General features: G+C 36.0%; 21 protein-coding genes. 9 read left to right on the forward strand and 12 right to left on the reverse strand.

Annotated features, from left to right (window positions below):
• Nucleotides 1-79: 79 nt before the first annotated feature.
• From ACPF63_RS00830 to ACPF63_RS00845, 4 genes are read right to left on the reverse strand one after another with little or no spacing between them, the layout of a single operon-like run.
• On the reverse strand, nucleotides 80-871 hold the full coding sequence (locus tag ACPF63_RS00830; RefSeq protein WP_426481662.1) for a TerC family protein: 792 nt from the start codon (nucleotides 869-871) through the stop codon (nucleotides 80-82).
• Nucleotides 858-2,063, reverse strand: a complete 1,206-nt coding sequence (locus ACPF63_RS00835; protein WP_426481663.1) for a cation:dicarboxylate symporter family transporter — start codon at nucleotides 2,061-2,063, stop codon at nucleotides 858-860. Before ACPF63_RS00835 ends, ACPF63_RS00830 begins: the two co-directional genes overlap by 14 nt.
• 47 nt (nucleotides 2,064-2,110) lie before the next feature.
• Complete coding sequence (locus ACPF63_RS00840; RefSeq protein WP_077418955.1) at nucleotides 2,111-3,397, reverse strand: CitMHS family transporter; 1,287 nt, start codon at nucleotides 3,395-3,397, stop codon at nucleotides 2,111-2,113.
• Between the two features lie 24 nt (nucleotides 3,398-3,421).
• Nucleotides 3,422-4,027, reverse strand: coding sequence for a DUF2490 domain-containing protein (locus ACPF63_RS00845; protein WP_426481664.1), 606 nt, complete (start codon nucleotides 4,025-4,027; stop codon nucleotides 3,422-3,424).
• A gap of 383 nt (nucleotides 4,028-4,410) precedes the next feature.
• Here ACPF63_RS00845 and ACPF63_RS00850 point away from each other — a divergent pair, with 383 nt between their 5' ends.
• Nucleotides 4,411-5,379: a sensor histidine kinase gene (locus tag ACPF63_RS00850; RefSeq protein ID WP_426481665.1), complete on the forward strand. Its 969-nt coding sequence runs from the start codon at nucleotides 4,411-4,413 to the stop codon at nucleotides 5,377-5,379.
• Complete coding sequence (locus ACPF63_RS00855) at nucleotides 5,372-6,070, forward strand: LytR/AlgR family response regulator transcription factor (protein WP_426481666.1); 699 nt, start codon at nucleotides 5,372-5,374, stop codon at nucleotides 6,068-6,070. Before ACPF63_RS00850 ends, ACPF63_RS00855 begins: the two co-directional genes overlap by 8 nt.
• A 54-nt stretch (nucleotides 6,071-6,124) precedes the next feature.
• On the opposite strand, the gene ACPF63_RS00860 is transcribed toward ACPF63_RS00855, so the two are convergent.
• The 5 genes from ACPF63_RS00860 to ACPF63_RS00880 form a co-directional block, all read right to left on the reverse strand.
• Nucleotides 6,125-6,259 carry a hypothetical protein gene (locus ACPF63_RS00860; RefSeq protein ID WP_255812661.1) on the reverse strand — a complete coding sequence of 45 codons (135 nt, stop codon included), beginning with the start codon at nucleotides 6,257-6,259 and terminating at the stop codon, nucleotides 6,125-6,127.
• Between the two features lie 265 nt (nucleotides 6,260-6,524).
• On the reverse strand, nucleotides 6,525-6,662 hold the full coding sequence (locus ACPF63_RS00865; protein WP_426481667.1) for a hypothetical protein: 138 nt from the start codon (nucleotides 6,660-6,662) through the stop codon (nucleotides 6,525-6,527).
• Nucleotides 6,663-6,817: 155 nt separating this feature from the next.
• Nucleotides 6,818-7,540 (reverse strand): hypothetical protein, encoded by a 723-nt coding sequence (locus tag ACPF63_RS00870; RefSeq protein WP_426481668.1) that lies wholly within the window; start codon nucleotides 7,538-7,540, stop codon nucleotides 6,818-6,820.
• A gap of 56 nt (nucleotides 7,541-7,596) precedes the next feature.
• Entirely contained in the window at nucleotides 7,597-9,984 is a 2,388-nt protein-coding gene (locus ACPF63_RS00875) for a M1 family metallopeptidase (protein WP_426481669.1), read from the reverse strand.
• A 67-nt stretch (nucleotides 9,985-10,051) separates the two neighbouring features.
• The gene (locus ACPF63_RS00880; RefSeq protein WP_426481670.1) at nucleotides 10,052-10,630 is read right to left on the reverse strand and encodes a HupE/UreJ family protein; all 579 of its coding nucleotides are present in this window, start codon (nucleotides 10,628-10,630) and stop codon (nucleotides 10,052-10,054) included.
• A 151-nt stretch (nucleotides 10,631-10,781) separates the two neighbouring features.
• On the opposite strand from ACPF63_RS00880, the gene ACPF63_RS00885 reads away from it, so the two are divergent.
• The 3 genes from ACPF63_RS00885 to ACPF63_RS00895 all read left to right on the forward strand — a co-directional run bounded on the left by ACPF63_RS00885 (nucleotide 10,782) and on the right by ACPF63_RS00895 (nucleotide 15,686).
• Nucleotides 10,782-14,000 carry a S8/S53 family peptidase gene (locus tag ACPF63_RS00885; protein WP_426481671.1) on the forward strand — a complete coding sequence of 1,073 codons (3,219 nt, stop codon included), beginning with the start codon at nucleotides 10,782-10,784 and terminating at the stop codon, nucleotides 13,998-14,000.
• Nucleotides 14,001-14,081: 81 nt separating this feature from the next.
• Nucleotides 14,082-14,597, forward strand: coding sequence for a DUF6702 family protein (locus ACPF63_RS00890; protein WP_426481672.1), 516 nt, complete (start codon nucleotides 14,082-14,084; stop codon nucleotides 14,595-14,597).
• 126 nt (nucleotides 14,598-14,723) lie between these two features.
• Nucleotides 14,724-15,686 (forward strand): phosphatase PAP2 family protein, encoded by a 963-nt coding sequence (locus ACPF63_RS00895; protein ID WP_426481673.1) that lies wholly within the window; start codon nucleotides 14,724-14,726, stop codon nucleotides 15,684-15,686.
• Here ACPF63_RS00895 and ACPF63_RS00900 read toward each other — a convergent pair.
• Both ACPF63_RS00900 and radA read right to left on the reverse strand, forming a co-directional pair.
• Nucleotides 15,683-16,276 (reverse strand): ACP phosphodiesterase, encoded by a 594-nt coding sequence (locus tag ACPF63_RS00900; protein ID WP_219071772.1) that lies wholly within the window; start codon nucleotides 16,274-16,276, stop codon nucleotides 15,683-15,685. The two genes, ACPF63_RS00895 and ACPF63_RS00900, sit on opposite strands and share 4 nt — an antisense overlap.
• Before the next feature lie 107 nt (nucleotides 16,277-16,383).
• Nucleotides 16,384-17,733, reverse strand: coding sequence for a DNA repair protein RadA (gene radA / locus ACPF63_RS00905; RefSeq protein WP_077418965.1), 1,350 nt, complete (start codon nucleotides 17,731-17,733; stop codon nucleotides 16,384-16,386).
• Between the two features lie 137 nt (nucleotides 17,734-17,870).
• Between radA and ACPF63_RS00910 the strand changes: the two genes are divergently transcribed.
• The 3 genes from ACPF63_RS00910 to yidC all read left to right on the forward strand — a co-directional run bounded on the left by ACPF63_RS00910 (nucleotide 17,871) and on the right by yidC (nucleotide 22,340).
• Nucleotides 17,871-18,440 carry a YceI family protein gene (locus ACPF63_RS00910; RefSeq protein WP_077418966.1) on the forward strand — a complete coding sequence of 190 codons (570 nt, stop codon included), beginning with the start codon at nucleotides 17,871-17,873 and terminating at the stop codon, nucleotides 18,438-18,440.
• Between the two features lie 314 nt (nucleotides 18,441-18,754).
• A complete protein-coding gene (locus tag ACPF63_RS00915) occupies nucleotides 18,755-20,362 on the forward strand; it encodes a CTP synthase (RefSeq protein ID WP_047386234.1) in 1,608 nt (535 codons plus the stop codon).
• A gap of 178 nt (nucleotides 20,363-20,540) precedes the next feature.
• Nucleotides 20,541-22,340, forward strand: coding sequence for a membrane protein insertase YidC (gene yidC / locus ACPF63_RS00920; RefSeq protein WP_077418967.1), 1,800 nt, complete (start codon nucleotides 20,541-20,543; stop codon nucleotides 22,338-22,340).
• Between the two features lie 129 nt (nucleotides 22,341-22,469).
• Here the strand turns inward: yidC and ACPF63_RS00925 are convergent, their stop codons facing one another.
• A complete protein-coding gene (locus ACPF63_RS00925; protein ID WP_077418968.1) occupies nucleotides 22,470-23,054 on the reverse strand; it encodes a ribonuclease HII in 585 nt (194 codons plus the stop codon).
• Between the two features lie 502 nt (nucleotides 23,055-23,556).
• Between ACPF63_RS00925 and ACPF63_RS00930 the strand changes: the two genes are divergently transcribed.
• Nucleotides 23,557-26,592 carry a SusC/RagA family TonB-linked outer membrane protein gene (locus ACPF63_RS00930; protein WP_426481674.1) on the forward strand — a complete coding sequence of 1,012 codons (3,036 nt, stop codon included), beginning with the start codon at nucleotides 23,557-23,559 and terminating at the stop codon, nucleotides 26,590-26,592.
• The last annotated feature ends 14 nt before the right edge of the window (nucleotides 26,593-26,606 follow it).

The raw sequence follows: 26,606 nt of genomic DNA on the forward strand, positions 1-26,606 counted from the left end.
TCTCTAAATGTATGCCATGAGACACTGGTGGCTGAAATGGCAGACTTTTATTTCCGAATGTGAAAATTTGGCAGAAAAATTATTTTTTGCGGGCTGGAAATCCGAAGAGATAACTGGTAGCTACGGGAACTACAAACAAAAGAACGGTAATAGCTGAAACTAAAATTTCCATCGTATGGCTGGCTAAAAACCGAGCAAAAGCTGTAGCAGGGTAGAAGTGCTCATATAATGACAAACTTAGTTTAACCCCTAAAATAGCAATCACAATAAACGCTGCTGTTTCCAGAAAAGGGAATATCTGCATCAGACGGACAAACCACTGTGCAATAAATCTCATCGCTAAAATTCCTATAAAGACGCCAAGGGTAATTAAAAGTAAATTGTCTGAAAAGGCTACGGCAGCAAAAACATTATCAATAGAAAAAGCAAGATCCATTACTTCTACAATAGCAACGGTTGCCCAGAACTGTCCAAACAGCCCGATTGAATTTTTATACAGCCAGCTGGATTCTTTATCAGGATTTTCCTCTGGATTTTCTTCATCATTTGTGTTTTTTATTTTTTTGATGAACCAGTCAAAAGAAATATAGAGCAGGTATACTCCTCCCAGTGGTTTCAGCCACCATACGGAAATCAGGACGGATGCAAAAATAAGAGCCAGTCCGCGAAATACGTAAGCTCCAAGGATTCCGTATTTTAAAGCTCTCTTTCTTTGATGCTCCGGAAGATCCATTACGATGGTTGCCAACACAGCGGCATTGTCTACGGAAAGAAGACTTTCAATAAGGATAAGATTGCCGATAATGGCGATAGATTTTGCAGGGTTTTGTAATATGTCATTTAATAGTTGTGTAAAATCAGGAAACATCATTTTTTAAAGAAATAGTATTTTGGTTAAGTTTTGAAATAATGGCAGCAGAAACGGTAATGCCTATGAAATTGGTAACAGATCTGGCTTCATTCATAAAGCGGTCTACACTGTATAAAAGGGCAAGATCTGTAGTAGGGATTTTCCCAAACCGGCTTAAGGTAAACATCAGGGCAAGGAAGCCTGATCCGGGTACTCCCGAAGCGGTTTTTGAAGCAATTGAAATGGTTATGAAAAGCCAGAAATAATCTTTTAAGGTAAGTTGAATATTATAAAACTGGATAAGAAATATACATGAAATGGAAAGGTAGATGCAAGCTCCCGCCAGATTAAAATTGTATCCGAGAGGAATGATAAGACGAAGAATTTTCCGGTCATACCCCTGTGATTCCATTTTATCAAAAATCACCGGGAATGCTGTTTTGGAAGAAGACGTGGCTACCACCAGAATAATTTCTTCTTTGATGCTGATCAAAAAATCCCAAAGGTTAATTTTAAAGTAAGCTGTGATAACGCCCAATATTCCGAAAATAAAAAATACACTCGTAAGGTATACTGTGGCAACAATTTTACTTAATGGCAACAGAGTATTAATTCCATATACTGAAATTCCATAAGCAATATTACAGAAAATGACTATCGGAAGAAATATATAAACATACTTGATGAGCTTAAAAAACAAGTTTCTTCCTGCGTCTAAACCTTTAAGAATATTATCCTTTTTCTTTGAAAGGCCCAGCAGTACTCCTGCAGATATTGATATTAAAAGAAAAAATACATAATTGCTGATGTGCAGAGGGTTTGTAGTTTTTGCTAAAAACCTTTCCGGAAGCGCTTTGTGAGAAGAAATAATAATTCCCGTATTGGCTCCCGGTTTTAAAAGAAGTCCGGAGCCAATCCCCAATAAAATACTGATGGAAGTGATGATTAAGAAATAGATCACCATTTGGCTTACAATCTTTAAAGCATTTTTAGTACTGAAAATATAGCTTACCCCATACGTTACTGCAATGAAAATAACCGGAATAATCAAAACCTCAAGAAGCATGAAAAAGTAACTGCTTACCGTTTCCAGATGTTTACTGACTTCCGGAAAATAATACCCTGTTAATGCTCCACAGATAATAGCCGTGAACACATAAAGGGTAAGGTTTCTTAAATAGGAGTCCGTAAATGTTTTTTGCTTAAGTTTCATCATCCGTTTTTTTATATGATAAGATTACAACATTCAAAGATATAACCTTATATAATACCAAGAACCAATGCACTCAGCAACATTACGATTGATGATCCTATGGCCCATTTTAAGGTGAATTTCAGGTGATCGGAGAATTCAACGCCTGCCAGTGAAACCAGCAGATAAGTGGAAGGAACCAACGGACTTAATAAATGAGAGGCCTGGCCCACAAGACTGGCGCGTCCCAAAATATCAGGAGGAATATTCAACTGGCTGCCGGTAGCTGTAATTACAGGTAATATTCCAAAATAATAAGCATCATTGGTCAGGAAAAAGGTAAGCGGTACACTGAATATAGCCGTGATTACGTTCAGATAGCCGCCCCATGTTTTAGGAACGATACTGATAATACTGTTTCCCATAGCATTCATAATTCCGGTACCATTTAAGATTCCTGTGAAAATTCCTGCTCCGAAGATCATTCCCGCTACAGATAATGCATTTCCTGCATGTTTTGAAATGATTTTCTGCTGGTCTTTCAGCTTCGGGTAATTAATCAAAGAAGCTATACAGAAGGCGATCATAAAAGCAATTCCCAAAGGAATAATATCAAGAATCATCACGCAAAGAAGGATGATGGTCAGGATAAGATTGATAATAATAAGCTTGGGACGTCTTAATGCAGGATCATTCTCGCCAGCAATATCCTGTCCGCTGTATTTTGTATATTTTCCGTGCTTGCTTATTCTTTTTTTCTCCCGTACTCCTAAAATATAAGCAACAAAGAATACCCAGACCAGTCCGACCAGCATTACCGGAATCATAGGAACAAATATTTCTGTATGCCCCAATTTAAGAGAACTCATTACTCTTGCCGTAGGCCCTCCCCATGGTAAAATATTCATAATGCCGCCAGCTAACATGATAATACAGGTCAGAACCAAAGGATTCATCCCCTGTTTTTTATAAAGCGGGAGTAATGCTGCCACTACAATAATATAAGTGGAAGAGCCATCGCCGTCTAAAGAAACTAAAGTGGTGAGAAGGGCGGTTCCGATGGTTGTTTTTACAGGATTATCTCCTACAGCCTTCAATATGACATTCACAAGAGGTTCAAAAAGTCCCGTATCAATCATCAGGCTGAAATACAGGATGGCAAAAATCAGCATAACCCCCGTAAGTGCTATTTCTTTTACTCCTTCTTTCATCATTTTCCCTAGATCAGGCCCGAATCCGGCCACCACTGCTATAAGGACAGGTACAAGTACCAAAGCGGTAAGCGGAGTCATCTTTTTGTTCATGATGAGAATCATGAAGATGAAAATCATTAAAAAACCAAGAAATGTAAGCATAGTATATTGTAAATATTAATGAGGTTATTGTTTCTTTTTTCTCCAGTCAAAATTATTTCTGAATCCTACGAACCCATAATTACTTGTTTTTTGGGTTTCAAGCTGATTGATAAAAGCCAGCTCCAAAGCGGAGTTTTTTCCGAGTTTTATTCCAAGACCTGCCGTAATACGATTGCTGTCGAAAGGTTCTGCCTTATCCATATTCATTCTTATCTCATTTTTAAGAATACCGTAGAGCTTTTCTTTTTCGCCTTTTTTATTGAACGGAATTCTGACAGAGATCAGATAACGAATCCTTACCTCAAACTCATCAGGGTTGCTGATAAAACGTTCCTCTACTCTAAGACGGTTGGAGATTGATGTTCTGCCAATATAATAATCAGCGGTTACCTGTTGAAAAGGTCTTTTTTCATATCTTATTTTTTTGGAATCATCAGCATTATAAGATTCAAGGATCAAAAACATAGCTCCTACAGCAGGTTTTATATTCTCAACCACTTCATAATCAACATAAGCATTCACCAGAAAAAGTCTTGTATCGTAAGCCAAATCGAAGGAACGGTACTGAGTAAGCGCAGTTAAAGTACTTTTATCTGTAATCTTCGCCGACATCAGGTACTGAAACCACATATTGTAATTGTCTTTGCTCTGACTGTGTAAGAGGCCATTTATCAAACAAAATGATAAAATAAGCGTGAATTGTATATTAAGTTTCATGTAATATTTGATTAATATTGCGGTTTCTCAAATATATTTATTCGAAAGAGCGGGGCTGGATTTTTTCAATCAATGACAGTTTTTCTCAACGAACTGCATTTTGAGACAAAAAGATATTTATATTTGATGCGTTTCAAAATAAGGTATGGACTATGTTTTTAATCATTAATTTTATTATTATATTATTGATTATCAGGATTTTATTTAGTGGTAAAATTCTGGAAAGTCTTATGAAGTACCGTTGGAAATTTTTGTTGAGGTTTCAGCATGTATTTTTCCTTTTTATCTTCATTTTGATGACTTATTTCACCGAAAACTACTTCCTGGATTCCACTCAGCTGGTGATCAGTATTATTTTGAATACAATTTTCAATATTGGAATTTACTATCTGGTATACTATTACCTTGTTCCCAGATTTTACTTATCCAATAAATATCCGGAGTTTATTCTCTATGCTTTAATCTGCTTTTTGGTGTCCAGTCTTTTCAGAATTTTGTGGGAGCCTGCGGTTTTTCAGATAGATTTCAGCGGAAAAGGGTACCATGTAGGCTTTTTGTATAATATTTATATATCACAGGCGATCATAATTTTGGTAGGAGCTTTTTTGGGGATTACCAAAGACAAATTTTTAATAGAGCAGGATGTGATCAGCCTTGGAGAAGAAAAAGATCAGCTTTATCTTGATTTGCTGAAGTCTAAACTGAATCCTCATTTTTTGCTGAACACCCTTAATAATATTTACGCGAACAGTTTTACCCATTCTGAGAAGACATCGGATTCTATTTTACAGTTGAGTAAACTTCTGAAGTATATTATCTATGACAGCGGAAAAGAAAAAGTAACCGTTTCTCAGGAATTTGCTTCCTTGAAAGCGCTTGCAGCTTTATATCAGCTTAAGTATAATAACCAGCTTGATATTGTCATGGATATTGAAGAGCAGGAAGAATTTGACATTGCTGAAATTCCGTCTGCTATACTTCTTACTTTATTTGAAAATGCTTTAAAACACTCAGCAATAGGAGAGGATGCTTATGGTTTTATAAAATTATTCTGTAATATTGAGCGCTCTGAACTGTATTTTGAAATTATAAATTCTGTAGGGAAAGATAGAATTCATGCAGCTGAATCTAATTATCACGGATTGGGTAATGATGCAATTATTCATATATTGGAAAAATTTTATCCTGATCAGTATGAATTTTATTCCGGGCCGAAAGAAAATGATCAATATAAAATTGCTTTAACAATTACTATCAATGGCTAACCTGACTATCGTTAATGTAGATGATGAATATCCTGCGCTGCAACTTGTAAAACAATATTGCGGTCAGCTTGATGATGTTGAATTGCTGGCTTCATTTCAGAAGCCGGAAGAAGCACTGGCTTTCCTGAAAGCAAACAAAGTGGATCTGGTTGTTTTCGATATCAATATGCCTGGCATCAACGGCGTAGAGCTTTTGCAGCAGCTTCCTGACCCGCCGCTGTGCATTTTCCTTACGTTGGAAACAAAATATGCAGTGAAAGCATTTGAGCTGGATGTTGTTCATTATCTTATCAAGCCTGTAGATTTTGATACTTTTAAAAAAGCGGTCAATAAAGCAAGGGATTTTGTTCAGTTTAAAAGTTCGGCTGGCAGTAAACAGCAGGAAGACTTTATTATGTTCAAATCCAATTATGTGATGAACAAGGTTTTTCTCAAAGATATTCTCTGGATACAGGGATTCGGGGAATATATTGTACTGATGACCCCTTTGAAAAAATATATGATTTTGGAGAGAATGTCAAATTTTGAAGAAAAGTTTCAGCATTTCGGGTTTATCAGAATTCATAAGTCTTATATCGTCCTATCGGATCATATCAATTCTTATAATTCCGGTCATGTTTTCCTGAAAAATGGGGACGAACTTCCATTGGGGAGAACGTATAAAAAGAATTTAAAAACACATTTAAGCTAAAAAATAAAGCCGGAAATTTCCGGCTTTATTCAAAATTGTTATCAGATGACAGAACTATGGGCAATATTGTCCCGGTCCGATCCAAAGGATACACTGTCCTTTGTAATTGTACTCACAGCAAATGCGTCCTGCTGCTCCGCCATTGATTGATTTCTGAGCATCTCTGCTTAATAATTTAGCGTTTTTCATAGTTAGTAATATTTTGATTGGTACGTCCTGAGCATTTAAAGTCAATCAGGATTTTGACATTTGGTGTAAAAGAAGTGGTTCAAATATACTATTTTTCCTTATTATGTGATATATATTATTGCTATTTTTTTTAAATAAAATTTTGATTACCAGTTGTTAACGGTTTTTTATTCAATAGTATAATAAACAATACAAAGGTTGAGAATATAAAAAGAAAAAGCCGGAAACTTCCGGCTTTATTCAAAATTGTTATCAGATGTTAGAACTAAGGACAGTTTTGTCCCGGTCCGATCCACAAAGTACATTTTCCGTTATCGTCACGTTCGCAACATACAAGTCTGGCAGCAATTCCGCCATTAATTGTTTTCTGAGCATTTCTGCTTAGTAATTTGGCATTTTTCATAAGTAATATTTTGTTTTTTTAAGTCCTGAACATTTATTGTCAATCAGGTTTTTGACATTTGGTGTTTATGGTGATTCAAATATAAAGAATTTTAAGTCAGATTGTTATATTTTTTGTAGACTAGAAATAGGTGTTGGTGTTTGACATTCAGTAAATTACTGAGTTGTTTCCAAAGACATTTTTCTTCCTGCCATATCCATATCCTGCTTTACAATTTTTCTTGTTGCAGCATCAATATAATAGGTGGTAGTCGTACTTTTGTTACTGATATCATCATTTGTTTTAACTACCCAAACCGGTTTTCCTTTATATTCTGTTTTTTGAGTATCCAGAATGTAGGCTTTCATCATTCCTTTTTTCTCAGATTTTGGGTTGTAGTCGAAAATAGAAATCTCAGCGGTGTAATTTTCTTTTAAAGGAAGATATCTTATCAGCATGGCATAGCTGCTGCTGTCAAAATAATGGGCAGCAGGAATATCAATATCATCTTTTTTCTGAGATTTTTTATCAAGATAATATCCGGTGACTTTGCCTTTCTCGGATTTGAGAGCCATATCTCTGTTTAAGTTGTAAGAAGAATGATAAATGGGAGCGAAGTTTGATATTTTTACAAGGGTAGAATCTGTCCATTTTGCATCAGGAGCCTGTTTCAGTTTTACAGTTGTTCTGATCAGGAGATCTGTTTTGTTCAGCCTTTTGATGTCTGTAACAATAGTTCCGATTTCTATTTTTGTATCTGCTTTTTCAACATACCATATCGCTTCATACGTTTCATCCTGTATTAATTTCGGATTAATGCCTGCATTTTGTGGAGTAAGCAGGTTCTGTGAAAAAAAATTAGCACTACTTAGTATAAAAAGGAAAAGAATAGCTCTCATGGTCTTTTTAATAATAAGTAGTGCTGTATTTGTTAAAAGTTACAACTTTTTGGTTTTTAACTCTTTCCTGCGGCCTGCATTGGATTCACCTTTCCGGTTGAGCCACCTCTCACAGCTCCTCCTTCCTGTTTTTGTTTAAAGAGTTGGAATTTTGAAGTTTCAGTACCGGATCCGGTGCTGCTCCAGAGATTATTGGTGGTATCAATATCAGCAGTTTCTCTCATTGGATCAAGCTGAATAGATTTTACTTTCTTTTCAAAATAATACGTCTTGGAAACCTTTTGCTCATTCAGCCTCCAGATCTGTGCTGCAGATTTATCATACACTTTGGAACCATCCTCAAAAGTGAACTCAAGAATGATAGGCATTACCAGTCCGCCTTTGTTTACAAAATCGATCTGATATCCTGTAATATTTTTGAACTTCTCTTTATCCTTAGCATCTAAAGGAAGACCAGCTTCTGTTTTGATGACATATTCCTTGTTATTGTCTACCTTTTCCTGTCCTCTGTCATATTTATAATAGAAATCCTGTGCAGCTTTGTCAGTATCTACATAGAATTTAATATTCTTATCTTCTCTGTTTCTGATTTTTGAAAGATCTTCAAAACTGTTCACCAATGGTTTTTCAACCTGATATTTCACTTCAGCAGCAGCTTTAGGATCGGTCTCCAGATTGGGAACGGCTACCGTTACTTTATCAATAGCAATATCTACGGGATCTGTACCATAGAACCAGCCTCTCCAGAACCAATCAAGGTCTTCACCACTGGCATCTTCCATTGTACGGAATAAATCTGCAGGTTCAGGATGTTTAAAAGCCCATCTTTTAGCATATGTTTTAAAAGCTTTGTCGAAAAGCTCTCTTCCCATGATCGTTTCACGAAGAATATTCAATCCTGTTGCAGGTTTTGAATACGCGTTCGGGCCATACTGAACAATATTTTCAGAGTTGCTCATGATAGGCTCCAGCTGATCTTTCGGTAGTTTCATATAATCTACGATCGTCCAGGCCGGTCCTCTTTTGGAAGGGAATTTATTATCCCATTTTTCTTCAGTAAGATATTCTGTAAACGTGTTCAGACCTTCATCCATCCATGCCCACTGTCTTTCATCAGAATTGATGATCATTGGGAAGAAGTTGTGTCCCACTTCATGAATAATTACTCCAAGCATTCCGTTTTTGGTCCCTTCAGAATACGTTCCGTCTTTCTCAGTTCTTCCGAAATTGAAACAGATCATCGGATATTCCATCCCGTTGGCGGCTTCTACAGACTGCGCTACAGGATATGGATAAGGAATGGTAAATTCTGAATAGGTTTTAATGGTATGAGCAACCGCTTTTGTGGAAAACTTTCTGTAAAGACCGTAAGATTCTTTTGGATAGAAACTCATTGCCATTACTTTATTATTGTTTTCAGGAATCGTTACACGCATTCCGTCCCAGACAAATTTTCTCGAAGAAGTCCATGCAAAATCACGAACATCCTTCGCTTCAAAAACCCATGTTTTTCTTTGTTTTGAATGATTTTTTTCTGCTTTCTTAGCTTCATCCAATGTTACGATTTCGATAGGTTCAGTTGCATTTTCAGCTTTTCTATATCTTGATAATTGATCAGACGTTAATACCTGATCGTAATTTTTACATTCTCCTGTTCCGCCTACAATATGATCGGAAGGAACATTCATTGAAACTTTAAAATCTCCGAAAACCAGTGCAAATTCACCTCTTCCGGTAAACTGATGGTTTTGCCAGCCCTGGAAGTCACTGTATACACACATTCTGGGATACCATTGGGTCATCGTATACAGATCATTACCATCCTCAGGGAAGTTTTCGTAACCGCCACGGCCTCCCATCTTCATCCTGTTGGAGATATTGTAGTTCCAGTCTACTTTGAAAACGAATTTCTCACCCTTTTTCAAAACTTTAGGAAGATCAATACGCATCATGGTTTTGTTGACCGTATACCTCAAAGCACTACCTGAAGCATCTGTTACTTTTTCAAGACTCACACCATAGCCATTATCTTTTACTGGAAGTTCAGTTGCCTTAAGCTGCTGGTCGGTCGTTGAAGGAGGAAGAACAGATGAAGTATCATACCCTGCATTTCTGATGCTTGAATGTTCGTTTTCATCTAGCTGCAGCCAAATATAATCCAGATCATCAGGAGAATTGTTGTAGTAAGTCACCGTTTCTGAACCTTTCAGATTTCTTTTATCCTCATCCAGATAGGCGGTAATGTTATAGTCGGCTCTGTTTTGCCAGTATCCGTGTCCCGGAGCTCCTGAAGCCGTTCTGTAAATGTTGGGTGTTGGAAGAATTGTTCCCAGTTGTTCAAACTTGTTGCCATGGTTGCTGCCCGGGTTATTCTGAATATTTTGTGCGGTGAAACCTGTATATGCAAATACAGAAAATGAAAGTATAATAACTTTTAGTTTCATAACCGAAATGATTTATTGATGATCAAAGATAGTAATAAGCTCTTGAAATAATAAAAATATTTAACTTTTAAAAAGGAATTCTTTCCAAAGTCATTTTTAAGGATAAAGCAAATACCCCGGAAGAAACAAAGAGTATCCAGTCTTTTTTATTCACTTTGAAAAGATTGAGTGAAATAAACAGGATGAGTAAGATCGCAACAACAATTACAATCTGCCCAAGTTCCAAACCAATATTGAATCCCAGCAGAGGTAAAGCAATACTTTGACTTTTCGCTATCATTACTCTTGCAGTATTGGCAAATCCCATTCCATGGACCAGGCCAAAGATCAGAGCAAGATAGTAATTGGCACGCATCAAGGTCTGCTTCTGATTTTTCATAATGATATTATCCAATGATGTCAGGACAATCGTCAGAGGAATTAAAAACTCAACCCAGTCAGACGAAACTCTGAAGACATCCAGAATACTTAAAGCTAACGTAATGGAATGTCCGATTGTAAATGCGGTGACAAGGATCAGTATTTTTTTCCAGTCACTGTAAGAATAAACAGCAATCAGAGCCAGAACAAATAGCTGATGATCTAAGGCATCCAAAGAAATGATATGTTCCCATCCAAGGTTTAAATAAAAAAGAAAATCCTGCATTTTGGTTGAAAAATTTTATATTTTAAATATTTTGTTAAAATGTTATTAATTTTGTTATTTGATTTAGTTTTTACGTTTGTTGTTTGTTAATTGTTGATCTTATTTTTGATTTAAATAAAAATTGTATAATTGTATTGCTTAAAAATGAAATATGGATATTAAAAAATTATTTTTTACAAAAGTAAGCATTTCACACGGAGGATCGAAGCTTCTGAGAAATGCAACAGCAGCCTTTTTAGGATTGTATTCCTATGCTTTTTACGGGCAGGTACAGAAACTGGACTCCCGATTTGACATTTTATTGAAAAATAAAGAAAGTATTGCCAATGGGAGAGCGGTTAAAGAACTGGAACGCCCGGATATGAAACTTGATCAACATCTGGTGGTGACTTCAAAAGGAGCACAAACAATGTATTCATGTATTATTTATACTAAAGAGCCGGAAAAACTGAAAGCAGACGGTTTCATTATTCAGAGTCAGCTGCCAACCTTTTCCACAGCTTTAGTTTCCATTGAAGATATTGAAAGACTTGTGCAGCTTCCGTATGTAACATCTGTAATGGGGCCGGCATTTGATGGGCTTCATAATGACGTGAGCAGAGCCCAGTCCGGAGCAAGTCTTCTGCAGGATGGAGTTTTCAATAATACAGCTTATAATGGTACCGGTGTTCTGGTAGGAATTTATGACAGTGGAATAGACTGGAAACATCCGGACTTCAGAAAAGCTAATGACCAGACCAAAAGCAGAATTGTTTCGATCTGGGATCAGACATTAACGGCACAATTTGGAGAAACCACTCCTACAGGATTTTCAACAGGTGTAGAATATACAAGAGCACAGATTGAAGATGAGCTGGATGGAACGCCGGTAGGATTTGTTCGTGAAAATGATACCAACGGACATGGAACCCATGTTTCAGGTACAGCAGCCGGAAATGGTGCTGCTTTTACAGATAAAAGACATAAAGGATTTTCATCTGATGCAGATATTGTATTTGTAAAAGGGGGAAATGGTTCTTTTCCTACAACGAATACCATTAATGCCCTAACTTATTTCAAAAACGTTGCAACGGCACTTAATAAACCTATCGTTGTCAATATGAGTATTGGTGGCCAGGGAACAGCTCATGACGGAACATCCAGTCATGAAGTGGCCGTTAATAATTTTACAGCATCAGGACCTGGTAGAGTGGTGGTTATTTCTGCCGGAAATGATTACGGAGCTAACCTTCACAGAAAAGTGGATATTGCAGCTGGTGCGGCACAGACATATAACTTTACAGTAGCAAGCAATACTTCCGCAACTTCAGTGTTTTCATTCATTATGTATGCCAATGATAATACCGCTGTTACAGCAAAATTGACTACTCCCGATGGACAGCAATATACACAGAATATAAGTACGACTACCACTCACACCATATTGGGAGGAGGTCTTACGGCAACTATGTATAACTATTGGAGCAACGATAACAACAAAAGATACGTACAGTTAGTCGTAACCAGAACCTCCGGAACCACCAATGTTCAGGGAAATTATACATTGGAAATTACCAATAATGGAGCGCAGCAAATAACAACCCATGGCTGGCTGTACAGCCAGGGAGTGCAAACCACATTGCAAAACGGGGATAATGAATATATTGTAGGAAGTCCAGGGAATGCTTCCAATGCGATTACAGTAGCTTCATACATGGGAAGAGCCAGCTGGTATAGTGGAACAAGCGGCTATTTCACACTTACTCCGCAGGAGTCTATATCTTCATTTAGCGGACAGGGACCAAGAACAGATGGTTTTCAGAAACCGGATATTGCTGCTTCTGGCCAGAATGTGATTTCATCAAGATCAGGTGATTCTGCTCCTGGTACTACAGATATTATTGCAGGAACCAATTATTATGTAAAAAACCAGGGAACAAGTATGTCTTCACCCGGTGTAGCAGGAGCTGTAGGATTATTGCTGCAGGCCAATCCGGCATTAACGGCAGCCCAGGTAAAAACACGCCTTACCTCTAATGCAAGAATGGACGGAGCAACGGGAACTGTACCCAACATGAGATGGGGATATGGTAAACTGGACATTTACAAGGCAGTGACTGATGAGCTGGGATGTGTAAAATCTAATTTTGAGACGGTAGGTTATGATGAACCTTATATTATTGCCAATACAGAATCTAATTATTATTTTGATAATATAGCCCTTGCTGTCCGATATACACCAACCCTGACAGGAAAACTGGGAGGATTTTCATTCTTAACGGGAACTTCGCTTCCTTCTGACATTCCGGTAGATATTCAAATCAGAAAAGTAGATGCAAATGGGAATCCCGGAGATATTATAGCCACTAAAACCATTACTTCATGGCTTAATAATGTGCAGAGATTTACCTGGAATTATGTGAATCTTTCAGATCTGAATGTACAAATGGTCACCGGAAAAGAATTTTATATTGTTGTCAATGGATTAGGCGGAAGGATTGCCATGAAAGCTGAGAATGCGGTGGTCAATAACAGATCCAAAACGTCTACAGATGGTGCAACATGGACTTCCAGAACATTCGATCTTAAAATGAGAGCTGTGGTTTATGAAAACGTTGCTGAAGTGAAGAACTTGGCAACATCCAATCAAACTAAAGCAAGTACAGTAGCTAATGGGTATAACTATTTTACCAATGCCTGCCAGCTGATCTCCAGAGTTGAAAAAGAAGCCGCGAGTACTGTAACAGGAAATACGACATCAAAGGTATGGGTGGATAATGCACAGCCAAACTATGTTGCAAGAAGATATGAAATAAATCCGGATACGAATGCAGCCACTGCAACCGGAAAAGTAACTTTATACTTTAAACAGAGTGATTTTGACGCTTATAATCTGACCAACGGAGTGAAATTACCTACTTCCCCTACAGATGTTGCCAATAAAGCCAACCTTCTTATTGAAAAATATACAGGAACAAGTACTACGGGTACAGTAGCTTCTTTTGGAGGAACTGCTACAATTATTACACCTGATATTACAAATATTATCTGGAATGATACCTACCAATACTGGGAAGTGAGCTTCCAGACGACAGGCTTTGGCGGATACTTTGTGAAAACAGGAACAACATTAGGAACAGCAGATATTAAGGTGAACTCAGAAGTAAATATCACTCCGAATCCTGCAAAAGATTTTGTGAATGTAGCATTAGGCAGATATTCTAAAGGAGTGGTAACTATTTATGATGCATCAGGAAAACTGGTTAAAACCGTAAATGTAAATATCAATGCCGGGAAAATTGATGTTTCAGAACTGGTAAGAGGAACTTATCTGTTCACCATTGTACTGGATGATAACACAAAAATTACGAAAAAAGTAATTAAACAATAAATCTTCATCAATCAATTATTATCAGAAGCAGCAGTTTTTATAACTGCTGCTTTTTTTATATTTGCTGTAAAAATAGAATTCATGTCGGGTAAGCTTTTTTTTGGATTTTTTTTATTCGTAACCTTGGTATTTCAGAGCTTTACAGATGATGAAGTTTTTCATCCCTATCATGTAGGCTCTGTGGAAATTAATTATAATTCAAAATCCAGAACATTTGAAGTGACCGGGCGATTCTTCCTAGATGATATGGAAAACGGATTGGGAAAAAAATATGGGGGATCTTTTCATTTTAATGATGAAAAATACAAAGCAAAATTGAATGATGCCCTGCAAAAATACTGTTCGGAATATTTCAAATTAAAAGCAGATAACAAATTTTTGAAAGTAAACTATATTGGTTATGAAGAAGATCAGGAATCTGTAGATATATTTCTCGAATCTGAACCTGTAGCCACACCTAAAAAAGTGGAAACTGCTGTAAGTTTTTTGTACAACCTTTTCGATGATCAGATCAATATCGTTCACATCATTGTAAAAGGAGAAAGGAAAAGTGAGAAGATGACGTATCCCAACCGTTATTTATTTAAGCAATTTTAATTCGATTTGTTTTTGCATTTAAAATTATAATCGAAATCATTAATCATCGTTATTTATTTTAAAAACTTTTCATTTAACATAAAATAATATTAATTAGATAGTTTTGCGTCTTGTTTTTATTAGGTTATGAAGAGAAGAAAAGCGTTTACTGTATTTGCCATATTAATTTCTTTCACATTGTTTGCTCAACAGGACAGTCTCATTGTTAATAATGCTTCTGACAGTCTTATTGCAGACAAAGATTCGATATCACTTTTACATTTGGATGAAACTGATCCACAGTATTCTTTCACAAAGAATAGGAACAGGAAAAATGATATTTGGGGACATTTTAAATATGATCTTGTGACAATGGCGGGAGGTTTTGGGAATGCTTTTACGCGTCCTTTATCCTGGGAGAAGAAAGATTATATTAGATTAGGAGCTACTGTTGCTACTGTAGGAATGATATACCTTGCAGATGAAGACATCAGCCGTGCCTTTATCAGAAATAGGGAAAATGTGCCTAATGTTTTAAAAAAATTCGGGTGGTATTTTGGGAGTCCACAGATCAATTATGGTATTACGGGTGCCGTGTATGTAACGGGTCTTTTGATTAATAATGAAAAGCTGAGAAGAACAGGAGTTCTGATGATTACAGCAGCAAGTGCAACAGGAGCTATTCAGCAAATTTCAAAATCGGCAACGGGAAGAGCCAGGCCGGGAGCAGGGCTTGGAAAACACTTCTTCAAACCCTACGGAAGAGATGCCAATTTCAGGAGCTTTCCATCCGGACATACTGTGCTTTCCATCACAACGAGCTATGCATTATCCAAACAATTTGAAAATCCATGGGTAAAAGGTGGAATTTTAGCTGTAGGGTCTGTTGTTCCGGTTTCAAGATTGCTTGAAGGGGCTCATTGGTTTTCTGATGTTACTTTAAGTGCTATTATGAGTATTGCCATTGTTGAAGGGATCGATAAATTTATGAAAAGAAAGGAAAAATACGAAGAGGATAAAAAATATAATATTAAACAGCAAAATAAAAATAAAATTGCATGGGATATTAATGCGGGACCTTTAGGAATAGGGTTTGTGGGACGCTTTTAATTTTCCAGTTGTAATAATGAATTAATTCCTTTTGTGTGTTCCAGCAGGTCAGGAAAAAAATCATCATAACATTGCTGAAGATGATCCTTATTTTTTAAAAAAGCTTCAAAAACAGGAATATCTTTATCCAGATATTTTGCTTTATTGAGCACATTCTGAATACTGAATTTAATTCCCCAGTCTTCACGGTAATTATAAAGCCAGTCATCCTGTTCCATTTTAACCAGCATTTTTTTTAAATTTTCAGGCAGCCATTGTTCATGGGCATTCAAAGCGCTGTAAACCTTAAGAGAATGGGCTTTCCATTCTGTCAGAGAATTAAGGGAAAGATCTCTTGCCACAAAGTGATCCATTGAGACATCTACAAATGCACCGGCATACAATCTTACCAAAGGAGCAAATACTTTTTTAGCTTCATGAATCGCGGGATGGGAGTCTGTATAAGTATCAATAGCTCTGTGCAGGGTAATTCCGTCCTGAATATCTTTCGGGAAAGAAAAACGATCCCTGTTGCGGATAAAATCTTCGAGAAACTGACCAACGATCTGTCCGTCGGTAAAAGAAAGAAAAGAATGCGCCAGATAATTCATAACTTAAAGGTATGAATTAAATGTGAATCGTGAATCCGCTTCGCTTGTGAATTTTTCATCAACATCCCATTCACCATTGACTTGCGAAGCAAAACTGACCATTCACATTAGAAAAGCCTCTCATGAAAATCCTCAATCTTACTTACTTCTTCGATCTTTATCCCAAATTTTCTTTTCGGAATTTTATTAAGATTGGATACAAATATTTTTTCATAACCAAGCTTTTCAGCCTCAGTAATTCTTTGTTCCACCTGTGCTACAGGACGTATTTCACCACTTAATCCGATTTCTCCGGCAAAGCAGTAATGTTCTGAGATGGCGATATCCTCATTGGATGAAAGAACAGAAGCTACCACTGCCAGATCCAGTGCCGGATCGTCTGTTTTTATTCCTCCGGTAATATTCAGGAAAACGTCTTTAGCTCCCAATTGAAAACCTGCTCTTTTTTCCAGTACAGCCAAAAGCATATTCAGCCTCTTGGAATCAAACCCGGTGGAACTTCTTTGAGGAGTACCATAAACGGCAGTACTTACCAATGCCTGAATCTCCAGAAGCATAGGCCGGTTTCCTTCCAGAGTTACCGCAACGGAGTTCCCGGAAAGTTCTTCAAATTTCTTGGTGATCAGAATTTCAGAAGGATTTTTAATTTCTTTCAGTCCCTGAGAAACCATTTCATAGATCCCAATCTCGGAAGTAGATCCAAAACGGTTTTTATTAGCTCTCAGCAATCTGAAAAGGTGATTCCGGTCTCCATCAAAGTTCAGAACAACATCCACCATATGTTCCAGCACTTTTGGTCCTGCAATCTGACCATCTTTGGTAATGTGTCCTACGAGAAATACCGGAGTATTGTTTTCTTTGGCATATTTGATGATTTCATTGGAGCATTCCCGGATTTGGGAAACTGTTCCCGGAGAACTTTCTATCAGTTGAGACTGCAGAGTCTGAATAGAGTCAATAATCATAAAATCCGGTTCTAGTTTTTTTGCCTCATGAAGAATTTTTTCCAATGATGTCTCAGTAAAAAGGAAGCAGTTAGGATTTTGAATATCCGTAAGCCTGTCTGCTCTCATTTTAATCTGAGAAGCACTTTCCTCCCCCGAAACATAGAAGATTTTTTTCTTCATTTTTAAAGCAAGCTGAAGCAGAAGGGTAGACTTCCCAATTCCCGGTTCACCACCAATCAACGTAACGGAACCTAAAACAATTCCACCTCCTAAAACGCGGTTCAGTTCATCTGAAGGAGTTTTTATTCTTGGCTCTTCACTCGTTACCACTTCAACAATATTGATTACATGTTGTTTGGTTTTTGAGAAAGGGGGAGTTTTATGAGAAGGTTTTTCAACCACTTCTTCCACCAGAGAGTTCCATTCTCCACAGTTTTTACATTGTCCGAGCCATTGTGGATATTGTGTTCCGCAGTTTTGACAGAAATATGCTGTTTTCAGTTTTGCCATACTGCGAAGTTATAAAAAAGCATTTTTCTTTCAGAATCTAAATGGATTTAATATTAAAAACTAATCCATTCGCAGTAGAAATATCTTTCATATCTTAGCTTCATTCAATTAAAATATTAATGTAAAATATAATTACAATGAAAAAAGTATTTTTATCTTTCGTATTTGCGTTTTTAAGTGTTGTGGCGTTTGCACAGGGAACCTGGCAGGTGGACCAGATGCATTCATCGGTCAATTTTAATATCAAGCACATGGGAATTAGTTTTGTGCAGGGAAGATTTGATAAATTTGACGGAAAAGCGGCGACTAGTGGTGCCAATCTTGATAATGCCGATTTAAACTTTTCAATCAGTGTTCCTACCATTAATACGGGAGTAGACATGAGAGACAGACATCTCATAAGCGAAGAGTTTTTTGATGTTGCTAAATATCCTACTATTGAATTTAAAAGTTCTTCTGTTACAAAAGATAAAAACAACAATTATATCGTAAAAGGGAAACTGACTATGAAAGGGGTAGAAAAAGAAATCAGTGCTCCAGCTACATTCGGTGGAATTACAAAAAATAAAGACGGAAAAGAAATCATGGGAATTCAGACGAAATTTACAGTAAACCGTCTGGATTACGGAATCAAGTATGATCCTACAGGAGCTGGGATTGCGAAAGATGTTGAAGTAACGGCTTACTTTGAATTGGTTAAGCAATAACATTGTAAAATATAAAAGATAGAAAGGTTTTCCGTTCCATGGAAAACCTTTTTTGTTTATAAAAGCTGATATAATATTTGTGTTATCTTCGAAGTTGGAGAGAGGATTAAAAATATTTTAACTTGAAACAAATTCACTGTTAGTTTATAAACGGAAATCATAGTGGCTATAGCTTTGTTTCATTTGCTTATATCAAATATAGATAAAAATTTTTATCAGGTTTTATAATTGTTTGAGTGGTGTTTTTGAATTTTCAAAATGTAAATAATTGCTTTGTATCTCTTTTTCCCATAACTTTGCACAAACCTAATCTAATGAGTAAAAAGAATACAAAGTACATCTTTGTGACAGGAGGTGTAACTTCATCTTTGGGAAAGGGAATCGTTTCTGCTTCTCTGGGACTTCTACTAAAATCACGCGGCTTTAATGTAACGATCCAAAAATTAGATCCTTATATCAATATCGACCCAGGAACTTTGAATCCTTATGAGCACGGAGAGTGTTATGTAACTGAAGATGGTGCGGAGACGGATCTGGATTTAGGCCACTACGAGCGTTACCTTGATGCTCCTACATCCCAAAACAACAACGTTACTACAGGAAAAATTTATCAGACTGTAATTGAAAAAGAAAGAAAAGGAGATTTCCTTGGAAAAACAGTTCAGGTAATTCCTCATATTACTAACGAAATCAAACGTAGAATAAAAATCCTTTCAAAACAGAATTACGATATCATCATTACGGAAATCGGAGGAACTGTAGGGGATATTGAATCTTTGCCATACATTGAAACTGTTCGTCAGTTGAAATGGGAATTGGGAGAGCGCAATTCTATGGTGATTCACCTTACTTTACTGCCTTATCTGGCTTCAAGTGGAGAATTAAAAACCAAACCATCCCAGCACTCCGTTCGTCAATTGATGGAAAGCGGAATTATGGCAGATGTTTTAGTTTGCAGAACAGAACATAAAATTCCTAAAGATCAGAGAGCAAAGCTGGCTCAATTCTGTAACGTTGCTTTAGAAAACGTTATTGAGTGTAAAGATTTGGAAACGATCTATGAAGTTCCTATGTATCTTCAGAAACAAAACTTTGATGATGTAGTATTGAAAGAACTGGATCTGAAAAGTGATAAAACAGCTGATCTTAAAGACTGGAAGAACTTCCTTAAGAAATTCCAGAATCCTAAGAAAACAGTTGAGATTGCATTGGTTGGAAAATATATTTCCCTTCAGGATTCCTATATTTCTATTGCTGAAGCTTTCAAACACGCGGGTGCTGACCTTGAAACTGAAGTAAAAGTAAGATGGGTATACAGTGGAGATATCACAGAGGAAAATATTAAAGATACTTTGAAAGGAGTGAATGGTATCCTTGTGGCTCCTGGCTTTGGAGACAGAGGGATTGAAGGAAAAGTTCTTACAGCAAAATATGCAAGAGAAAATAAAATTCCAATGTTGGGAATCTGTTTAGGAATGCAGATCATGACTGTTGAATTTGCAAGAAATGTTTTAGGACATACAAAAGCGAATTCAGTAGAATTTGATACAGCAACTCCGGATCCTGTGATCTCATTAATGGAGGAACAGAAAAATGTAATTGATAAAGGAGGAACAATGCGTCTTGGAGCTTGGAAATGTTCTTTAAAAAACGGTTCTAAACTATTTGATATCTACGGAAGCAAAAATATTTCTGAAAGACACCGTCACCGTTATGAATTCAACAGTGATTATCTTCAGGAATTTGAGAAAAATGGTTTCCTTGCTACAGGTACAAACCCTGAAACAGGCTTGGTAGAAGCACTTGAGCTTCCTGATCACCCATTCTATGTAGGAGTTCAGTATCACCCGGAATATAAGAGTACGGTAGCAACACCGCATCCTTTATTCAGAGCTTTCATCAAGGCTTGCGAAAAGAAATAAGGTAATATTTTATCATAAACGTCTATACATAAACTCAAGCTGATTATTCTCAGCTTGAGTTTATTATATAGTAACATCGTAAAGCATAGAGTTTTGATAAAAAAACAGTATTTTTGTCAGCTCAAAATTATGTACGTTACAGGTACATCCTAAGTTTAAAATTTTAATATAAAATAAAATGCAACAAAACAACGGAATCGATAAGAAACAAATGATTAGTTTCGCGGTTTTATGCCTGGTTCTCTTCGGTTTTATGTTCTATTTCCAGAACAAACAAGCAAAAGAAGAGGAGTTAAAAGCTCAGCAGCAGAAAACGGAACAGGTAAAAAATGCCGTAAAGCAAACTCAGGCAAACAATATCAATCCAAATGTAACTCCTAACTCTATCCAGACTGCAAGTCTTGGGAATAATGAACTGAAACTTGAATTTTCAAGCTTAGGAGGACAGGTTTCCAAAGTAGAGCTTTTAAAATATAAAGCATACAACCACAAAACAGACAATGCAGATCAACCACTTTATCTGATTACTAAAAATAATTCAAACTATGGTTTTCAGTTTAAAGACAAAACAGGAAAGATTGTTAATACTAAAGATTTAGTTTTCTCACCTTCTGTTAATGGAAATGCTGTAACCTTAACTGCAGATTATAATGGTGCTGTAATTCAATTCATTTACACGCTACTTCCAAAATACACTCTTGATTTTAAAGTAAGAACTCAGGGACTTTCCAAAATTACTTCAGACAATAAAGCTGATTTTATCTGGGACTATAATGTAAGAAACCTAGAGAAAGGTAGAGCTCAAGAGCAGTCTCACTCAGAATTCTCGTATGCATTCAATAATTATAAAGACTATGATTATGATGGAAGAACGACAATGGAAGAGGAAAAGGAAACTCTTAACTGGATTGGTGTAAAGCAGCAGTTTTTTACTTCAGTAATTGAAGCTAAAAACGGATTTACTCAGAGCAAAGGAAATCAGGAAAATGTTGAAGAAGGAGAATATTTGAAGAAACTCAACTATGAAGGTTTTGTTCAGATGACAGGAAGTGAGCTGAACCAGGATTTCACATGGTATTTCATGCCATTGGATTTACCATTGCTTAAATCCTATGATAAAAACTTTGATGAAATTCTTCCGTTAGGTTGGTCATTCATCGGAGCAATGAACCGTTACTTCTTCATGTGGCTGTATAGCATTATTGCTGCGTGGGGATTATCAGCAGGTTGGGTGATTTTTGTAATGACAATTATTGTGAAATTGATCCTGTCGCCAATTATGTATAAGCAGCATAAATTGAGTGCGATGATGAAGGTGATCCGTCCGGAAATTGATGAAGCGAATGCTAAATTTAAGGATGCAGATCCAATGAAGAAGCAGCAGGCTACGATGGAGATCTATAGAAAAGCAGGAGTGAATCAGATGGCGGGATGTTTGCCGGCATTGGTACAGATTCCGATCTTTTATGCTTTATTCCGTTTCTTCCCGAACTTTATTGATCTTAGAGGACAAGGGTTCTGGTTTGCAAAAGATTTAACGGCTTATGATGATTTGATCAAGCTTCCGTTTAAAGTTCCTTTCCTTGGTGATCACTTAAGTATTTTTGCATTAGCTTGTACGGTTGTTATCTTGATATATACTGTCATGACTTCAGGGAATATGCAGCAGCCTCAGCAGGAAGGAATGCCAAATATGAAGGTTTTAATGTATATCTTCCCGATTACATTCCTATTCTTCCTTAATACATCAGCTTCAGGTCTTTCCTGGTATTACTTTGTATCGAATGCGATTAACATCTTAATTATCCTGGTGATTAAATACGTGATTCTGGATGAAAAGAAAATTCACGCTCAGATTCAGTCTAACAAGGAAAAGCCAAAAGCAGAAGGTAAGTTCCAGAAGAGAATGAGAGAAATGATGGAGAAAGCTCAGGAGCAGCAAAAAACTCAGGAACAGCAAAAAAATAAGAAGAAATAATTCTTTAATTATAATAAAAAAAAGAGAAGCAATTAGACATTGCTTCTCTTTTTTTATTTGGATTTTATTTAGAATGATTTCAAATTTTTGATCTTGGCATGAGAATTTAATAATTGAGAATGAGTTATTTCAATCATATTTCAGTCTGAAAGATTGTCTGTGATATGATGTTGGACCATACTTTATAAGGGCTTCCTGGTGTTTTTTTGTAGCATAGCCAAAATTAGTGTCCCAGCCGTATTCTGGATGTTCTTCATGAAGCTGGATCATTAATTTATCTCTGTAATTTTTGGCAAGAATTGATGCTGCAGCAATAGACAAAACCTTAGAATCTCCTTTAATAATACATTGATGTGGAATGTAATTATAAGGATGAAATTTGTTTCCATCTACCAGAATAAGCTCTGGAATTACGGTAAGTTTATCCAATGCCCGATGCATGGCGTGAATGCTTGCATTAAGAATATTATGCTCATCAATAAATGAAGGAGGAAGTTCTGATATGGCGTAATCTTTCACATTGTCTTTAATATAACTATCAAGGTCCATTCGGGTTTTGAACGTTAATTTTTTTGAATCATTCACCAGGTTTTGTTTGAAATCATCATCCAGTATTACCGCCGCTGCCACTACCGGACCGCTTAAGCATCCTCTTCCCACTTCATCACATCCAGCTTCGATATAAAGGTTCGACCAGTTTTTTATTAGCTCCATATTTTATTTAAAAATGAATGTAAAATTATGAAAAAGTAATATATTAATTATATGATTCATGATTTTTCATGGCCTAAACAGATTATGAAATTATTGTTTTAGAATAATTTTTATTGATAATATTATTATTGTTTTTTGAATTTGTGCTTTTTTCTCCATTTTGTGATGGAAAAAGAATTTAAGGTTTCGGTGTGTTTTTTGAGGTTTTTGGATTGTTTGTTTTATTTTGTTAATTAAATATTTGTTTTTTTAGTTATTTTGTTGATTTTTTGTTGTTATTTTTTATAAAAAAATATTAAATAAGTAATATTGAAGTGTTGTGAAATTATTGATTGGTTTTGTTGTAAATTTTTGTTAAAAAATATTTTTTTAACAAAAATTAGTATTTTATTTATTGTATTTATTGGTAATAATTAAAATTTTTATATTTTTTTAAGAAATTGTTTTGTGTTTTTAAGAAAGTTTTACAAATTTGTAGCCTGTAAAAAATAATTGAATTAACATGAAGAAATTAACAACTAGTGTACTTATTGTAGCACTTTCTTCATCTTTTTTTATTGTGAACGCTCAACAAAGAGAGGCGGATACAATAAAAACAAAGACTATTGAAGAAGTTGTAGTTACTGGTGCCTTAGGTATTAAGAAAAAGGCTGATGCCGTTACCAATGCACAGCAAGTAGTAGGTACTAAGGAATTGAATCAAGCTTCTGCTCCAAATGCTGTTCAGGCTTTGACGGGTAAGGTGTCTGGGTTGCAGATTACACAAACTGATAATAGTGTAGGTGCATCAAGTAGAATTGTAATCAGAGGAAATAAATCAATCTCAGGAGGAAATGAAGCTCTAGTTGTAATTGATAATGTTATTTCTTCTGCATCTGTTTTAGCTCAGTTACCACCTGAAGTTATTGAAAACGTAAACGTAATTAAAGGTCTTCAAGGTGCTGCACTTTATGGACAACAGGGGGTAAATGGAGTTATTATTGTAACGACTAAAAAGGGTGCGAAAGGTGAGAAAATGCAATTTACTCTTACTTCTTCAATTCAAATGACGCAAGCATTTAAATTCCCTATTATACAAAAACAGTATGGTAAAGGGTATCCTCATGAGCCTGCGTTTAGTGGTGGAGATGTTGACTATAATGGAACAACTTATGTTCCTTTTGAAAACATGTCATGGGGGCCTGCTTATAACGATCCAAACATTGGAGGGCAAATGGTTGCATCAGGGTTACCACAAGGAGATAATAGATTTATTTATGAAAAATATGCTCCTATAGATAATCATTTCTCTAAATTTTTCAAAAATGGTGTGATTTTTCAAAACGGACTTACTGTAAACTCTGGTGGAAGTGATTCTTATGCTATGTTATCCATTAACAGATTAGAGAATGACTTTGTTGTTGAAGGTGATCAATTAAGACAGAATAGCTTCTTAGTAAAAGCTGGAAAAAAACTAGATAAGTTAAGAATTGACGGAACCATCAATTATATTAGCAAGATTACTAATCAATCTAGCTCTGATTTATATAGTGATATCCTTCAAATGCCTTCAATGAATGATATTAGAAAATATAGAAATTCTGGTGTTCAAGGAGGGCTTTCTGCTTTTACGAAGAATCCATATTATCAGCTTGAACATACAAGACAAAATACGGTTAATGATTATCTATCCGGAATTTTATCTTTACAATATGATTTTAATAAAAATATCAATTTAACATATACAGGAAACTTATATTTAAATAATTCCAGATCTGATAATCATGATGATGGTTTCAAAGCTACTCAGGTTTACACAGGAAGTGGACTTGTTTTAGATGATGGAACGTTACAAGATTATACTGGTAGCTCTAATTTTGATTCATACTACATCAATCGTACTGTAAGTACAAGAAGTTACTATGGGGATTTAATGTTAAACTTTAATTATGATCTTAATGATGATATTAATTTGAAGTTAAACATTGGTAATAACATTCAGGATAGCTATAGAACTGCCAGATCAATGGGAGGTACCAATTTGGTAGTTCCGGGATGGTACGATATCAGAAACGTTACTAACCTTATTCAGCCAGGAAATTCAACAGGGGCATCTGCATTAGATAATATTCTTTTTGAGAATACAACAACAAGACAAAGAACTATTGCTGGATTTGCTAACTTAGACTTATCTTATAAGGATTACCTATTTTTGAACTCTACTGTTAGAATTGAGCAAAGTTCTGTGTTATCTACTTATTATAACGGTCAGCTTCATAATAAAACTTACCCTTATTACTCTGTAGGTCTTTCATTTATTCCTACAAAAGCTTTTGAAGCTTTGAAGGGTAATGATATCATCAATTATATTAAAATTGCTCCAGGATATACCAAGGTTGGGAACACATCCGCTATTTTACCTTATGAAACGTCTAACGTAGGTATAGCTCCTTCTGGTTATCCTTTCCCTAACCTTCCTGGGTACGGAGTGGATGCTACACAAACTAATAGAACGATTAAGCCTGAATTTATTTCTACCTATGACTTAAATGTTCAGTTAGGCTTCCTAAATGACCGTATTACATTAGAAGGGTCTATCTATCAGTCTGATACTAAAGATTTGATTACTAATGCGAATGTTTCAAATGCTTCGGGACTAAGCAACCTGAAAGATAATTTCGGTAAAACCAGAATGAGAGGGTTTGAAATTGATTTGGGAATTACACCATTTAAATCTCAAAACTTTACTTGGAATTTAAGAGCATCTTTTGCTAAATCGAGATCTACAGTAATTGATTTGCCAAACGGTTTGGATGAGGTAGCTCTTGCTGTACCGTTTACTACTGTTGGTATTGGGGTGTTTGCTGTTAAAGGATCAGATCTACAGGTGATCAAGGCAACAACTTTCCAAAGAGATGATCAAGGAAGAATTATTGTAGGAGCTGATGGTGTTCCTTTGCAAAATACTACATTAAGCAGTATGGGAAGAGTAACTCCGGATTATACGCTTGGATTCAATACATCTCTTAAATTTAAAGGCTTTACACTTTCTGCTACAATGGATTATCGTAAGGGAGGTAAATTTGCTTCACTTAGTAAAAGTATCTTGACGTTTGCTGGGGCTAGTGAAGAAACTGCCGGATTTGACAGAAGCCAAGGATATGTAATTCCTAACTCAGTTCAAATGGTGAACGGACAATATGTTCAGAATAGTACCCCTGTAGGAGGAACAGCAGATTATGATGGTGTGGCTGGTTATTTCAGTTCGCAATCTTTACAGAGATTAGGTGAGCCGATGGTACTAGATGCTACTGCATTTAAAGTAAGAGAAATTGCTTTATCTTATGATGTTCCAAAATCAGTATTATCATCAACTTTTGTAAATGGTATTACTGTAGGTCTATTTGCTAGAAATCCATTCTTTGTGTATTCAAAGGAAAACAGAAATTATGCAGATCCTGAAACTTCTTATACAAGTGGTAACGGTGCTGGGATTGCTCTTGCTGAGCAATATCCTTCTCAGAGATCTTTTGGAATTAACTTAAAAGCGACATTCTAAAATTTAAAAAAATT

The sequence above is a fragment of the Chryseobacterium sp. R2ACT005 genome, assembly GCF_049949215.1.
Taxonomy (GTDB): Bacteria; Bacteroidota; Bacteroidia; order Flavobacteriales; family Weeksellaceae; genus Chryseobacterium.